Annotated in this window: 8 protein-coding genes and 1 pseudogene; all 9 read right to left on the minus strand. The window is 68.9% G+C overall.

Features of this window, described 5'->3' with window-relative positions; genetic code table 11:
* The coding region (locus A7A76_RS02000) for a DNA repair ATPase (RefSeq protein WP_206409629.1) at window positions 1-5019 on the minus strand (5019 nt) is incomplete at its 3' end.
* 100 nt (window positions 5020-5119) lie between these two features.
* Window positions 5120-7168 (minus strand): flotillin family protein, encoded by a 2049-nt coding sequence (locus A7A76_RS02005; protein ID WP_241200672.1) that lies wholly within the window; start codon window positions 7166-7168, stop codon window positions 5120-5122.
* Between the two features lie 73 nt (window positions 7169-7241).
* Window positions 7242-7925, minus strand: a complete 684-nt coding sequence (locus A7A76_RS02010; RefSeq protein ID WP_206409631.1) for a hypothetical protein — start codon at window positions 7923-7925, stop codon at window positions 7242-7244.
* 90 nt (window positions 7926-8015) lie between these two features.
* Entirely contained in the window at window positions 8016-8720 is a 705-nt protein-coding gene (locus tag A7A76_RS02015; protein WP_096382430.1) for a PspA/IM30 family protein, read from the minus strand.
* Complete coding sequence (locus tag A7A76_RS02020; protein ID WP_206409632.1) at window positions 8720-9343, minus strand: DUF2170 family protein; 624 nt, start codon at window positions 9341-9343, stop codon at window positions 8720-8722. Before A7A76_RS02020 ends, A7A76_RS02015 begins: the two co-directional genes overlap by 1 nt.
* 214 nt (window positions 9344-9557) lie before the next feature.
* Complete coding sequence (locus tag A7A76_RS02025; RefSeq protein WP_206409633.1) at window positions 9558-9800, minus strand: hypothetical protein; 243 nt, start codon at window positions 9798-9800, stop codon at window positions 9558-9560.
* Between the two features lie 363 nt (window positions 9801-10163).
* Window positions 10164-11186 carry a 3-oxoacyl-ACP synthase III gene (locus A7A76_RS02030; protein WP_206409634.1) on the minus strand — a complete coding sequence of 341 codons (1023 nt, stop codon included), beginning with the start codon at window positions 11184-11186 and terminating at the stop codon, window positions 10164-10166.
* 270 nt (window positions 11187-11456) lie between these two features.
* Window positions 11457-11759 (minus strand): annotated as a pseudogene (locus A7A76_RS02035) (DUF4156 domain-containing protein); the annotation flags it as partial.
* A 183-nt stretch (window positions 11760-11942) separates the two neighbouring features.
* Window positions 11943-14732 carry a M16 family metallopeptidase gene (locus A7A76_RS02040; protein ID WP_206409636.1) on the minus strand — a complete coding sequence of 930 codons (2790 nt, stop codon included), beginning with the start codon at window positions 14730-14732 and terminating at the stop codon, window positions 11943-11945.
* Window positions 14733-14736 lie beyond the last annotated feature (4 nt).

Here is a 14736-nt window from a genome sequence, read left to right on the forward strand (position 1 = left end):
CGGCTCGGCCGGCTGGGCCTGCGCCGCCTTGGCCTGCGCCGCGCCGGCGCGGTCGGCGGCCGCATCCAGCGCGCGCACGCTCTCGACCAGATCGTTGAGCTGCGCCACCACCCGCCCGCCGACATCGGCCTCGCCCGCGCCCATCGCCTTGTTGCGCTGGAAATCGCGCTTGATCTGGGCCCAGCGCGCGGCCTGCTCCTCGCTGTGCACGCCGCGCAGCTCGCCGAGCTTGAGCAGGTTCTCCTCGGCGCCGGAGGTCAGCAACTGCGCCTCGCCTAAGTAATGATCGCCGATCAACTGCTGCAACTCGGCCGCGTTCATCACCGGCGAAATCTTCTCCGCCAGCTTGTTCATGTTGCGGTAGCTGCCCTGCAGCTTGAACGGCGGCTCGGTGCGGTAGGTCTCGGCCTGCGCGGCGCTGGCGATGTACTGCTGATTGACCCGGTAGACCACGTCGCGCACCTGCACCAGCCGTTCGAGCGTGGCGACGATCTCGTTGATCTCCGCGCCGCTGTAGGCGTGGCTGAGCTCGTTCGCCGAAAACGCTTTGCCCTGGGCCTTGTCGATCAGCTTGTACAGATCGCCCATCTCGCGCGTGGCCAGCGGCGCCAGCACCGGATTGGAGGTCAGGCTGTTCTCGATGTAGCTCAGCAGGAAGGCGTGCTCCATGCCGCCGAGCACGTCGCCGAGGTTGTAGATGTCGGCGCGGTTGGCGAGCATGTCCGGAATCTTGAACACCTCGCCCGACTCGGTGTACGGATTGCCGGCCATGACCACGCAGAACTTCTTGCCGCGCATGTCGTAGGTGCGGGTGCGGCCCTTCCACACGCCCTCGATGCGGCGGGTGCCGTCGCACAGCGAGATGAACTTCTGCAGGAACTCGGGATGGGTGTGCTGGATGTCGTCGACGTACAGCATCACGTTGTTGCCCATCTCCAGCGCCAGGTTGAGCTTCTCCAGCTCCTGGCGCGAGGTCGCGTCCGGCGCCTGGGCCGGGTCGAGCGAGCGCACCTCGTGGCCGAGCGCAGGGCCGTTGATCTTCATGAAGATCAGGCCCAGCCGGTGCGCCACGTATTCCATCAGCGTGGTTTTGCCGTAGCCCGGCGGCGAGATCATCATCAGCAGGCCCATCAGGTCCGAGCGCTTGCTCTCGCCGACGGTGCCCATCTGCTTGGCCAGGTTGTCGCCGATCACGCCCAGGTAGACGTCGTTGATGAGCTTGTTGCGCACGAACGAACTCAGCGGCCGCGGCTTGAACTCGTCCAGGCGCAGCGCGGCGCGTTCGCGCGCGACGATCTGCTGGCGCAGCGCCTGATAGGTCTGGAAGCCGGGCACGAACCGTTCGCGATGATGGCGCAGCCGCGCCGACCAGTCGTCCACGGCCAGGCGCATGCGGCCTTCGCGGATGCGCGGATGTTCGCCGAGCAGGCCCTGCAGGTCGGCGCCCAGCTCGGTCTCGCTGGTGGTCTTGGGGAAGTCGTCGTCGAGCAGCAGCAGCGCCGCGGCTTCCGCCGCGTAGGCCGCCTGCGCGGCCCGTTCCGGCGTGCGCGCCAGCGCGTCGAGCCAGTTCGCCGCCAGCGCCCAGCGCGCGGCCGGACGCTCGCGCAGCGATTCCAGCGCGGCGGCGAAGCCGTCCCACATCCGCGCCGCGTCGAGCTTCTCGCGCAAGGCCTTGAGCAGCTGCGCGGCGTAGCGGCTGAACACGAACCGCGGCTGCGGCGCCGAAAGTTCCAGCACCAGGTATTCGGCGGCGCGCGGGGTCAGCGCCGGATCCACCGGCATCGCCTGCGCCTGCGCCCAGGCCGCCATCGCCGCGGCGACTTCGCCGCGCAGCGCGGTCAAACCGTCGACGCTGGCGAACAGGCGCTGGATGTCGGCCGCGGTGCGCGCGCGCTCCGGCCACAGTGCCGGCTCGCCCTGCCCGCCCTGCAGCGACCAGAAGTACGCCGCCCACGCGCGCGCGGCCGGCTCGAAGCTGAGGCTGCCGGCGCTGTCGCGCAACGGCAGCAGCGCTTGCAGGATCAGCGCGGCATCGTGGTCGTGGATGCCCTTCTCGTAGCCTTCGCGGTAACGCGGCGCGGCGAAGTCGCGGATCGTGCGCGCCAGCGCGTCGGGCCGCGCAAGCTGTTCGCGCAGCAAGTCCATGCTGAGGTTCTCGCGCCCGGCTTCGGCGGCTTCGATCGCCAGTCCGGCCAGATACTCGCCGCGGTAGAGCTGCGGCGATTCGGAATCCATCGACACGCCCCAGTAGTCGCGCGCCGCGTCCAGGCCGGCATCGTCGATCGGCTCGAAGAAATCGGTGCCGGTCAGGTGCAGGTTCAACGCGTCGCCGCGCGGCATCAGGGTCAGGTCGAGTTCCTGGGTGTTGACGCTGAAGCGATGGCGCGGGCCGAGCTTGATGACCCCGCCGCCGTCCTCGAACAACTCGCTGCGGTCGCGCAGCGCACGCACGGCCTGGTCGCGCGCGCCCTTGAGCCGCGCCTCGACGTCGTCGGCCTTGACGTTGTCCTTGAGCGCGCGCAGGCGCTCGGCCAGCTCGCGCAGCTTGAGGATCAGCGCGTCGCCGGCGAAGAAGGCGTTGAGCTCGTCGCTGTCGGCGAAGCGCGCGGTGCGCCGGCTCAGGCCTTCGAGGATGCGGGTAGCGGCGTCCATGACCGCCTGCGCCTTGCGCTGGCGCTCGTCGAGCAAGGTCTGCTTGTGCGCCTCGAAGGTCTCCAGCAATTCCTCGCGCTTGCTGAGGATGTCGCCGAGGAAGGCCTCGTGTTCGCCGAACTGGCTTTCCAGTTCCTCCAGCTGCACCAGCAGGCGCGACAGCTGTTCGTCGGCCTTTTCCGGATCCTGCGCCAGCGCCAGCGCGCTGGCGATGCTCTGGCCGAACAGGGTGAACTGGGCGCCGAACTGGGCCACCGATTCGGCCGAGCCCAGCTGCTTGCGGCGCTGGTCGGCGCGCGCCTTGGCCTGGTTGAGGCGGGCGTAGATTTCCGAGATCGCCTCGACCACGCGCGTGCGCTGGGTGGCGTCGTCGACCTTCAGCGTCGCCATCAATCCCGACAGCATGTCCAGGTCGCCCGACATCTCCTGCAGCTGGGCCAGCGGTTCGGCCAGTTGCGTCACCGTGCCCGCGGCCTGCGCCTGCGCGTCCAGCGCCTTGAGCTTCTCGCCCAGCGGCGCCAGCGCCTTGTCGCCGGCCAGGAACGCGCCGGTGGCCGCGCCGATGCGCTCGTGCGCGGCGATCAACGCCTGCTCCATCGCGTCGATCTTGGCCACGTCGATGTAGCGGTAATCGCGGATGGTCAGCAGGTGCCCGCGCTGCGCGGTCAGGCCGTTGAGCGCATCGACGAAGGGCTGCACCTCGTTCCAATTGTCCGGCTGCAGGCTGTCGAACAAGGCCTTCTGCTTGCTCTGCGCCTCGCGCATGGCGCGCTCGGACTGGCTGCGGATGCCTTCGACCTTCTCGTACTCGTCCAGCACCGACTCGGCGGTGGCCGCGATCTCGCGCAGCAGCGGCGCCACATCGCCGCAATGGGGGTCGCTGAGCCAATGGTGGACGTCGAACAGGCGCCGGGTGTTCTGCGCCAACAACCCGTAGCGCTGCGCCGAAACCTCGGTGGCCTCGATCTCGCGGCTCAGGCTGATCAGCTCGGACATGCCGCGCACCAGCTCGGCGTTGCCGATCTTGCCCATGAAGGTGTTGCCGGCCGGCTGCTTCGCCGCGTACTCCTCGCTGGCGTACGGCGTCTGCCACACCTGCATCGGGTGCACGCGGGTCGGCTCGTCGCTTTCGGTCGCGAAGATCACCATGCGCCCGTCTTCCAGGCGCGCGTAGCCGTGGCCGAAGATCGGCGTCTGCAGGCGCCGCTCGATCAGGTTGTAGGTGAACATCGCGGTGCGGCCCTGTTCGGGCTCGTAGAACAGGTACATCACGTCCTCGCCGTTGGGCGAGCGGATGTTGCGCTTGTAGCGCATGCCGTCCATCGACTGGTCGAAGCGCTTGTGCTCGCCGTTCTGCAGGTAGTAACCGCCGGGGAAGATGATGCCGTGGTCTTCCGGCAGCTGGATGCAAGCCAGGCCGATCTCGTCCAGCCGCACCACCTTGCGGGTGAGCGTGTTGAACACCAGGTAGCGCCACTGCTCCTCGCGGTACGGCAGGATCTTGAGCAGGATCAGGCTGCCGACCTTGGCGAAATCGACCTGGGCGTCGTCCAGCGACTGGGTCTTGTCCTGCACCGGCTCGCGGTAGATGCCCTGGCCGTCCTCGGTGTTGTTCTCGACCTTGATCGTGAGATCGCCGCCGACGGTCTCGACGAACACGCTGTCGAGGATGTTCAGATGCGGATGGCGGCCGTTGACGACCATGTCGCGGCCGGCGCGGATCCACTCGAAGTCGTACGGCGCCGGCAGCGCGATGTCGCGCTCGCCGCGGTTGTCGATGTAGCGCACCTCGCCGTCGGGCGAGACCGACCAGCGGAACACGCGCAGGTCGGTGATGCGCTCGCCGATCTGGAACGCGGCCAGCAGCTTGCCGTCGCGCACGATCAGCTGGATCAGCCGGGTGTGCTTGTAGTACGCGTACAGCTCGCGGAAATCGTGGGCGAAGCTGTCGATGCCGAGGAAGCTGCCCTTGAGCTCGACCGGAGTGACATCGTAGCCCTCCGGCCCCTGCACCAGCTTGTACAGCGAGAACACGTCGGCGACCGTGGTCTCTTTCTTGAGCCCCATGAACACGTTGTAGCCGAACACGAGAAATTCGCCGACCTGGACGATGTCGCGCGCCACGCAGTTGTTCTCGGTGCGGATGCGGAAGCGCCCGACCACCTCCATCTGGCTGCTGCCGAACTCGGCCAGGCGCTGCTTGTTGAGCGCGTCGGCCAACGCGCGCAGCTTCTGGCCTTGTTCGCTCAGGCGCTTGCTCAGCACCTCGTAGGCGCCGCCCTGGGCGACGGCCTGATCGACTGCGCTGGTGTCGCCAGCAAGGGGTGCGCCCGCGGCCGCAGCCGCGGCGGGCTTGGTGTCCGCCATGTTCCGTCCTACCGATCGGGCCGGCGGCGCGAACGCGCGCCGCCGGCGTCACATCGATGCGCCGCCGTCGCGGCGGCGCATTCCTTGGCTATGCGCGCGCTCAGGAATCCAGCGCGGCGGCGCCGTCGGCCGCCTTGTCGCCGGCCGGCTTGGTCTCGGCCTTGGCCAGGATGCGCTGCAGCACGTCCTGCACGATCGGGCTCTTGCCGGCCACGCCCTCGATCGCCTTGCCGACCGACAGCGCCTTGGCGAAGGAATCGAAGAACGCGCCCTCGCCGCCGACGATGTCGATGTTGGCCTTGCTGAGCGCGGCCGACAGCACCTCGGACTGTTCCTTGGCGATTTCCTTGTTGGCCTCGATCCCGGCGATGGCCTGCTCGAAGTTCTTCTCCAGCTGCATGCGGAACTCTTCGTGCGCGCGCGCCTGATCGCTGAGCGAACCCAGCGCGCCGAACTTCTCGCCCAGGCCCTCGGCCTCGGCCTTGAACTTCTGCAGCAGCACTTCGGCTTCCGACAGGCCCAGGGCCTGGGTCGCCTTGGCCTTGGCCGAACCCAGCTGCTCCTCGCCGCGCGCCTGCGCGAACAGGTTCTCTTCCAGCACCTTGGCGTCGGACAGGCCCTGCTTCTGCCTGGCCTCGGCCTGCGCCTCGATCACCCGCGCCTGGGCCAGGCCCTTTTCCTGCTCGCCCTTGGCTTCCGCGCCCAGGGTCTCGGCGATCACGCGCGCCTTGGCCAGGCCTTCCCTCTCGGCCGCGGCCGCGGTGACTTCGCGCACCCGCGCATCGGCCAGGCCCGGCGCGGCGCGCTCGGCCTCGATGCCTTCGGCGAGCTTCTTCTTGGCCTCGGCGGTCTTGCCGGCGGCCTCGAACTCGGCCTGGGCCAGCGTGGTCATCTCCACCGCCTTGTGCCTGGACGCGGTCTCGTCGGCCTCGGCCTGCTTGACCTGGCGCACCAGCTCTTCCTCGGCCTGCGCCTGCGCGGCGAGCACGGCGACCTGCTTGGCGCGGTCGGCCTCGGACACCTGGCGCACTTCCTTGATCCGCTCTTCTTCCTGCGCCACGGTCTTCTCGACCGCGATGCGCTCGCGGATGACGTTGGCGATTTCCTTGCGCTGCTCTTCCAGCGCGCGCTCCTTCTCGATCCGGTTGAGCTCGACCTCGCGCTCGCGCGAGACCACTTCCAGATCCTTGGCGCGGGTGACCTTCTCGACCTCGATCACCACCGCGCGCTGGCGGTTCTGCTGCGCCACTTCGACCTCGCGCTGGCGGTTCTGCTCGCGGATGTCGATCTGCTCCTGCGCGGCGATGCGCGCCTGCTCGGCCTTGAGCCGCTCTTCTTCCTGGACCTTGGCGGTCTCGGCCTGCTCGCGCGCCTGGATGGTCTGGATCTCGCGCTTCTGCCGCGCCTCGGCGTCGGCCTGCTGGCGTTCCAGCGCCAGCATCGCCTCGCGGGTCTCGACGTTCTTCTTGGTGATCGCCAGCTGCTCGTTGCGCTCGAGCTCGTTGGTGATGACGTTCTGCGCCGCGGTCAGCTCGGTGATCTTGCGGATGCCCTCGGCGTCGAGGATGTTGGTCGGGTCCAGCGAGGCCTTCGGCGTCTGCTCCAGGTAGTCGATCGCCACGTCCTCGAGCACGTAGCCGTTGAGGTCGTTGCCGATCACCTCGATGATGCGGTCGCGGAACTCCTGGCGGTTCTCGAACAGCTTGACGAATTCGATCTGCTTGCCGACGGTCTTGAGCGCCTCGGAGAACTTGGCGTTGAACAGCTCGTTGACCGCGGTGCGGTCGGAGGCGCGGTCCACGCCGATGGCCTTGGCGACCTTGAGCACGTCCTGCTGGGTCTCGTTGACGCGCAGGTAGAAGGCGACGGTGATGTCGGCGCGCATGTTGTCGCGGCAGATCAACCCGTCCTTGGCCCGGCGGTCCACTTCCAGGGTGATCAGGGAGATCTTCATGAACTCCTTCTTGTAGATCACCGGATAGACCAGCGCGCCGGTGAAGTGCACCTTCGGCGTGGCGGACATGTCGTTGACGATCAAGGCCGTGCCCTGCGGCACCTTGATGTAGAAGGCCTTGAACATCAACAGCATGACGAAAATCATCAGTACGACGACGACGATGGCGGCGCCGACGATCATCAAGTTGCCCATTTGCATCTCCCTATGACACGACTGCATGTCGCGGCCGACAAGGCGGCGACGGTTCGTTGGCGGGCGGCCGGATTCAGCCGCCGCGGAATTCTTCTTCGCTGACCGCGCGGTAAGCGTTCTGGTCTTCGAGGTATTCGATCAGCACGACCCGGTCGCCGCGCTTGAAGCGCTGCGGGTCTTCGTCGCGGATCTGCAGGATCAGGCCGGCGCCGCCGTCTTCGACGCTGGCGGTGCCGGTGCCGCGGTTGACCGGGCTGCGGATGGTCGCGACCTGGCCGAGGATCGGCCGCGGCGGCCCGGGCTGCATCTTGCGCAACAGCGTGCGCAGCGGACGCAGCGCCAGCGCGGCGACCGGCAGCGACAGGCAGAAGTTGACGAAGATGATCAAGGCGCCCGCGGCGATGCGCAGCGGCGTGCCCGGCACCAGGCTCAGCAGGTAGACGTCGGCGTAATAGGTCAGGATCCAGCCGACCAGCACGATCACGCTGACCACCACGGTGATCGGGATGCCGCCCAGGCCCAGGCGCATCAGCGGATCGAAGATGCCGTGCTGCGGGTGGTGCGCGCCGTCGACCAGGGTGTGGTCGCCCAGGCCGTGCGCGCCGTGGCCGTGGCCGTCGCCGCCGATCCATCCGTCGATCATTTCGCCGCCGGCCAGCCCCACCGCCGACAGCAGCCAATAGCCCACGACCACGCCGAGCAGGACGGTGTAGAACGCCGTCGGCAACGTCAGGATCGTGCTGAAGAAATCGCCCATTCCGTTTCCCTCCCCCGCTTGCCGCATCGCCCGCGGCGCCTCCATGGAACCGGCCGACCCCATGTCGGCCGGCCGTATCGAGCCGGGCGCTCAGCCCGGCAGTTTCTGCCGCAACCGCGCCAGCACCGCTTCGGCGCCGGCCTCGTCGGCGATGATGCCGGCGTCGCGCAACTTGCGTTCCAGCGCGTCGCCGCTGTCGTGGCGCGCCAGTTCCGCCGCCGCCTCCATGCGCGCGCCGCGCTCGGCCTGCTTGAGCTTGATCCGGGCCAGCGAATCGACCGCGGTCTGCAGGCGGTTGTGCGGCCCGGCGTAGCGCTGCGCGACCGCGGCCTGCGCGCGCTGCATGCTTTCGGTGGCCTTGACCGTATCGAGCTGCTGCTTGAGCCGGCGGATGTTGCCTTCGGCCATCGCCACCGCGCGGCGCAGTTCGGCGACGCTGGCGGCGAGCTGGCCCAGATGCGCTTCGTCGTCGCCGCGCGCGGTTTCCAGCGCGGCGATCTTGTCGGCGACTTCGCGCGCCAGCGCGTCCTCGCCCGACTCCAGCGCCTTGATCGCATAGCCTTCGTATTCGGCGATCTTGTCGGCGCTGAGCGCCAGCGCGCGCTCGGCCAGGGTGTGGCGCGCGATCAGGTGCGCCAGCGATTCGCGCGACTGGCGCAGGTCGATGTCGCAGTCGCGGATTTCCTGGTCGAGGATGCGCAGCGCCTGACTGTCGGCCCAGGCCTCGCCGAGTTCCTGCGCGCCGGCGCGCACCGAGGTCAGCAGCTTGCTCCAGATGCCGTCGTGCTTGGCCATCACGCCGCCTCCAGCAACTGCGTCTCGTAGGCTTCGGTGGCCTTGATGACGTTGTCGGCCAGGGTTTCGATCTCGTAGATCACGTTCGACAGCGACGACGACGCGCTGAGCGCGCCGAACATCATGTACACCGCCTCGCCGTCGGCGAGGGTCTCGATGCCGATGGTCGACAGCGGGAACACCTTGTGGGTGCGCAGCACTTCCTCGTTGAAGGCGGCGGCGTCGCGCACGTGCGCGACCGGCCACAGCAGCGCCTCGACCACGATCTGCTCGCCGACCACGGCCACGAACAGCGGCAGGTCGCCGTAGTCGGCCATGACCAGGTGCAGGCTCGGCTCGGCGCCGTCGATCAGTTCGATCTGCGAGTCGCCGTAGACGAATTCCTCGAGCTGGCACAGCGCGTCGTACAGCCCCGTCGCGGTCCAGACCTTGCCGTCGTTCATGTCCCTCTCCACCTGTCCGCGCCCGGCCGCCGCACCGCGCGGCTGCCGCATCCGCTTTTCCACCGCCAGCAGTTCGTCGGCGAACTCGGGCAGCACCCACAGCTCTTTCTTGACCAGGCCTTTCTCGCGCAGTCGTTCGCGGTGGCGGCGCTGGTAGTAGGCGGAGGATCGGCGTTCCATGCGGACCAAGGTAAGTCATTACATGTGACACAGGCAAGATGTCACATGTGAGAGCCGACGAACGGCGGGGCGAGGCGGCCGGGCCGCCTTCGCTGGTGTCGGATCAGGGGTTTGGGGAGCGGCCGGGAGGGCTGCGTCGGTGCGGGCGGATGCGCGGTCGCGGCTTGCGCCGCTCCTGCCGGGGCTTCGGGCAGGAGCGGAGCGGCCGGAGCGGTCAGGCGATGCCGTGCTGCTGACGCGCTTGCGCGATGCGGCGCTGGACTTCGGGATCCAGCGGGCCGAGTTCGGCCTGCTTGAAGATGTTGCCGAGCACGCGCTTCTCGTCCTCGTCGATGGTGTCGTCGCGCAGGGCGAGGTCGAGCAGGTTCTGCAGTTCGGCGACGTCGAGGGTGCCGTCGTTGCTGAAGACCTGGATCGAGGCGAGGGCGATGACGAGGTGGCTCTTGGGCTGGGCCATGCTTGCAACTCCGTTGCGGATGATGAAGTCCCGGTGCGGCGGCCGTCGCGGCCGGCGCGTGATGGGATCGACTATAGCAAGGTCGGTGCGGGGTTCGCGGGGCGCGGCGGCGGCACGGCGTGGGAATGGGTTCGTCGTAGTTGTGTTGGCGCGGTCGCGGCTCGCGCCGCTCCTACAGGGGCTTCGGCCAGTTTCGTATCCGACTGTAGGAGCGGCGCAAGCCGCGACCGCGCCAAGACAACTACGACGAAACCTAACGCAACCCCGCACACCGCCCGCACAAAACAAAACGGGCCCGATGCTCGCGCATCGAACCCGTTCGTTCTCAAGCCGGCGCCGCGAGGCGCCCGGCTCGATCGGCGATCACCACACCACTTCGGCCATCGAGCAGTTCAAGCCCGAACCGATGCCCAGCAGCGCGACGCGGTTGCCCTTCTTCAGCCGGCCCATCTCGCGCAGCTTGCTCAGCACGATCGGCACCGAGGCCGGGCCGATGTTGCCGTGCTCGCCGAAGATGGTCATGACCTTGTTCGGGTCGATGCCGAAGGCCTTGAGGAAGGCCTGGGTGTGTGCGCGGCTGACCTGGTGGATGACGAATTCGTCGAGCTCTTCCACCGCCCAGCCGAGCGCGGCGCGCGCGGCGGTGAAGGTCTTCTGGCCGAGCTTGAGGCCTTCGATCATCAGCATGCGGCCGTCGGCGACCATGCGGTCGTGGTGCAGGTCGCCCACGCACAGGTGGTTCCATTCGGTGGCCGAACGGGTCACGCCGCCGCGGTAGCGCGGCGCGCCCGGCGCCAGTTCGGCGCGGGCCAGCACCATCGCGGCGGCGCCCGAACCCAGGGTCAGCGTCGCCATCTCGTCGCGCAGCTGCGCTTCGGTGACGTCGGCGCGCGAGAGGCGGTCCAGCGTCTTCTCGTAGGCCTTGTTCGCGGTCTCGCCGTCGACGACCAGGGCGTAGTCGATCTCGCCGCGCTCGATCATGCGGCCGGCGATGTCCATGCCGTTGATGAAGGCCAGGCAGGCGTTGGCGACGTCGAAGTTCTGGCAGTTCTCGCCCAGGCGCAGGTTGCCGGCGACGATCGATGCGGTCGACGGCTCCAGGTAATCGCGGCTCACCGAGGTGTTGACCAGCAGGCCGATGCGATCGGCGTCGACGCCGGCGTCGGCCAGCGCCTTGACCCCGGCCAACGTGGCCGCTTCGGAAGGCTTGACCTCGCCGTCCCACAGGCGGCGCTCGCGTACGCCGGCGATGTTCTGCAGCACGTCCACCTTGATGCCGAGGCGATCGAGCGTCGGCTTGAGCCGGGCGTTGATTTCCTCAGTGGACAGCTTTCGCGGCGCGTCGACATGGGCGAGGCCGGCGATGGCTACGTGTTGGAACAGCATGGGCGCGAACCCTTGGCAGGCGAAAAGTGCGACAGGTTAGCGCCTTCGTGCCCCCTATGCACCAGCAAAGCTCACGCCTGAGCCCCGACCTGAACCAAGTCGAAAGGGTTATTTTTCTTTTTATTCAGTGGCTTACAGCGGTTTTTGCACCGCAAAAAAGCCGTACGCCGGCGTTTGGATTTGCGCTCAACCGCCGATCGGGAAGGTCTGGGCGCTGCCCGAAGCCGGGTTTTGCGCGGCCGGGGCGGCCGTGTGCGGGGCGTTGGCGCCGCAGCGGAACGCGGCGAAGCGCTGCGCGCCCTCGGCCGGCGGGGCCAGCGGCTGAATGGTGTCGGCCTGCAGCGCGGGCGCTTCGTTGCGCGCCAGGGTTTCCAGTTCCTCGCGCACGCGCAGTTCGTTGCGCTCGTAGAAGGCGATGTTGTGCTTGACCGCGACCTGCACTTCGCCGCGCTTCTCGCAGCCGGGCGCCGCGCCGGGGGACAGCACGCGCACCGCCTGCGCGCCCGGGGCCATGTTGACCCAGGTGCAGGCCGAGACGCTCAGAGCCAGGAACACGATTGCCGGTGCGCGCATGCGGAACCTCGATGAGTGCGGTTGGAACCGGGCGGCATTGTCGCCGGAAACGGCTGAGCGCGATAGGAACAGCGCGACAGGAACGCGGCGGCCGCAGCAACAAGACGGGCCGCCCCTGCGGACGGCCCGTCGATGCCACGCTCATTCGAAGGCGACGCGGCGACGCCGTCGCCGCGGCCGCGCTCAGCGCACCGGCTTGCCGTCGCTGTCGATCACCTTGACCTCGCCCAGGCCGAGCGCGCGCACCGGCTGCTCGATCTTGGACAGGTCGCCGACCACCACCCAGGTCAGCGCGGCCGGGTCGAGGGTCTTGGCCGCGGCCTGCGCCAGCGCCGGCGTCATCGCCTCGTTGCGCGCCTTGTACTGCAGGATGTAATCGGCCGGGCGGCCGTAACGCAGGTCGGCGCCGACCTGGCCGAGCAGCGCGTCGCCGGTTTCGTAGGCGCCCGGCAGGCTCAGCGTGTTGGCGGCGCGGACCTTGGCCACTTCGGCCTCGCTGATCGGCTTGCTGCCGCTGCTGAAGGCTTCGATCTCGCGCTTGAGCTCGGCCAGCGATTCGACCGTCTTGTCCGCCTGCACCGCCGCCTGGGCGATCCACGGACGCTGGCCGAGCGCGTTGCCCGAGCCGCTGTAGGAACCGTAGGCCCAGTGCTTGTCCTCGCGCAGGTTCATGTTGAGGCGCGAGCTGAACTCGCCGCCGAGCACGCCGTTGGCGAAGTCGAAATCGACCGTGCTCTTGTCGCCGGTCGGCGCGATCAGCTCGCCGACGTAGAGGTTGGACTGGATCGCGCCGGGCTGGTCGACCAGGAACACCCGCGGCGCCTTCGGCCGCGCCACCGCGGCCAAGGCCGGCAGCGCCGGCGCGTCGGCCGCGCCCTTCCAGTCGCCGAAGCGCTGCTCCAGCAGCGGCACGATCTGCTTGAGCGTGGTGTCGCCGACCACGATGACGCGGGCGCGCTGCGGCTGCAGCCAGTCGCGGTGGAAGGCGACCAGGTCGTCGCGCTGGATCGAGCCGATCGAGGCCTCGGTGCCGGTGCCGGTGAACGGAATCGCATACGCGTGGCCGGCGCCGTACAGCAGCGGCGGCAGCACCCGCAGCGCCGCGGTCTGCGGGCGCGCCTTCTCCTGCTTGATCCCGGCCAGCCACTGCGCGCGCACGCGGGCGATCTCGCTGTCTTCGAAGCGCGGGCGGCGCACGGTGTCGGCGAACAGGTCCAGCGAGGGTTCGAGCTTGTCGCTCAGCGCCGACAGGGCGACGCTGGCGCCGTCCAGGCTGGCGCCGCTGCTGAGCTCGGCGCCCAGCGATTCCTTGCGCGCCGACAACTGCAGCGCGCCGTAATCGCCGGCGCCCTCGTCGAGCATGGCCATGGCGAAGCTGGCGGTGCCGATCTTGCGGCCCAGGTCGGCGCTGAAGCCGCCGGGGAATTCCATCTGCAGCTGCACCACCGGGGTTTCGTGGCGCTCGATCAGCACCACCTGCATGCCGTTGCCGAGCGTCGCGGTCTGCCGCTGCGGGAACTTCAATGCCGGGAAGCTCGTGGTCTTCGGCACGCCGAGGCTGCGGTCGACCTCGGACTTGACCGTCTTGAAGCGCGGATCCGGCGCCGGCAGCGCCGCGGGCGCGGCGGCCGGCGCGGCGCGCGCGGTTTCCGGCAGCGCCGAGGCCGGCTTGTCGCCGGGCACCACGACGATGGTGTGCGAGCCCTTGCCCAGCCACTTGCGCCCGGCCGCCTGCACGCTGGCGATGCTGGCCTTGTCGAGGTCGGCCAGTTCGTCGCGGTAGCAATCGGGCTTGCCCAGGAACACCGCGCAGCGCGCGAGCACGTCGGACTTGCCGCCGAAGCCGCCGATGCGCTCGATCCCGCGCACGAACTCGGCGCGGCTGGCGGTCTTGGCCCGGTCCAGTTCTTCCGCGCTCGGGCCCTGCGCGATCAGGCGCGCGATTTCCTCGTCGATGGCCGCGCGCACTTTGGCCGGGTCCACGCCCTGCTTGACGTTGGCGACCACGACCAGGGTGCCGCTGATCTCGGCGTCGTTGATCGAGACGCTGGCGCTGTCGGCGATGCGGTCGCGGTGGACCAGGCGCTCGTCCAGGCGCGAAGCGGCGCTGCCGCCGAGCACCTGCGCGAACAGGCCCAGGTCGGTGCCGTCGGCGGCGCCGAACTGGGCGACCGGCCAGGCGCGGTACACGCGCGCCTGCGGCACGCGGTCGCCGATGGTCTCCTCGGTGTCGCGCTCGCGCTTGGGGATGCGCGTGGCCATGTCCTTGAGCGTGGCGGTGGCCGGAATGTCGCCGAAATAGCGCAGCGCCTTTTCCTTGGCGGTGGCCGCGTCGATGTCGCCGGCCAGCACCAGCACCGCGTTGTTGGGGCCGTACCAGCTGCGGAACCAGGTCTTGACGTCGTCCAGCGAGGCCGCGTCGAGGTCGGCCATCGAGCCGATGGTCGACCAGCTGTACGGGTGGTCGGCCGGATACAGCGCTTCGTAGAGCTTGCTGCTGATGCGGCGGCCGTAGGGCTGGTTCTCGCCCTGGCGCTTCTCGTTCTGGACCACGCCGCGCTGCTCGTCCAGGGTCTTTTGGTCGATCGCGCCGAGCAGGTGGCCCATGCGGTCGGATTCCATCCACAGCGCCATGTCCAGCGCGGTGGTCGGGACGTTCTGGAAGTAATTGGTGCGGTCGACGTTGGTGGTGCCGTTCTGGTCGGTGGCGCCGACCAGCTCGAACGGGCCGAAGAATTCGTCGCGGTGGTTTTCCGAGCCCTGGAACATCAGGTGCTCGAACAGATGGGCGAAGCCGGTGCGGCCGGGCTGCTCGTTCTTGCTGCCGACGTGGTACCAGACGTTGACCGCGACGATCGGCGCCTTGCGGTCGGTGTGCACGATCACCCGCAGGCCGTTGGGCAGGGTGAACTCCTCGTAGGCGATGCCGACCGCGGCGGCGGGCCGGGCGGCGGCAGCGGCCGGCGCGGCCAGGACC

It is taken from the genome of Lysobacter enzymogenes (assembly GCF_017168095.1).
In the GTDB taxonomy this organism is placed as follows: domain Bacteria; phylum Pseudomonadota; class Gammaproteobacteria; order Xanthomonadales; family Xanthomonadaceae; genus Lysobacter; species Lysobacter enzymogenes_D.

Excerpts from the sequence above, each read along its gene's own strand:
- A7A76_RS02005 (WP_241200672.1), bottom strand. The coding sequence starts at position 7,168 with ATGGGCAACTTGATGATCGTCGGCGCCGCCATCGTCGTCGTCGTACTG.
- A7A76_RS02010 (WP_206409631.1), bottom strand. The coding sequence starts at position 7,925 with ATGGGCGATTTCTTCAGCACGATCCTGACGTTGCCGACGGCGTTCTAC.
- A7A76_RS02015 (WP_096382430.1), bottom strand. The coding sequence starts at position 8,720 with ATGGCCAAGCACGACGGCATCTGGAGCAAGCTGCTGACCTCGGTGCGC.
- A7A76_RS02020 (WP_206409632.1), bottom strand. The coding sequence starts at position 9,343 with ATGGAACGCCGATCCTCCGCCTACTACCAGCGCCGCCACCGCGAACGA.
- A7A76_RS02025 (WP_206409633.1), bottom strand. The coding sequence starts at position 9,800 with ATGGCCCAGCCCAAGAGCCACCTCGTCATCGCCCTCGCCTCGATCCAG.
- A7A76_RS02030 (WP_206409634.1), bottom strand. The coding sequence starts at position 11,186 with ATGCTGTTCCAACACGTAGCCATCGCCGGCCTCGCCCATGTCGACGCG.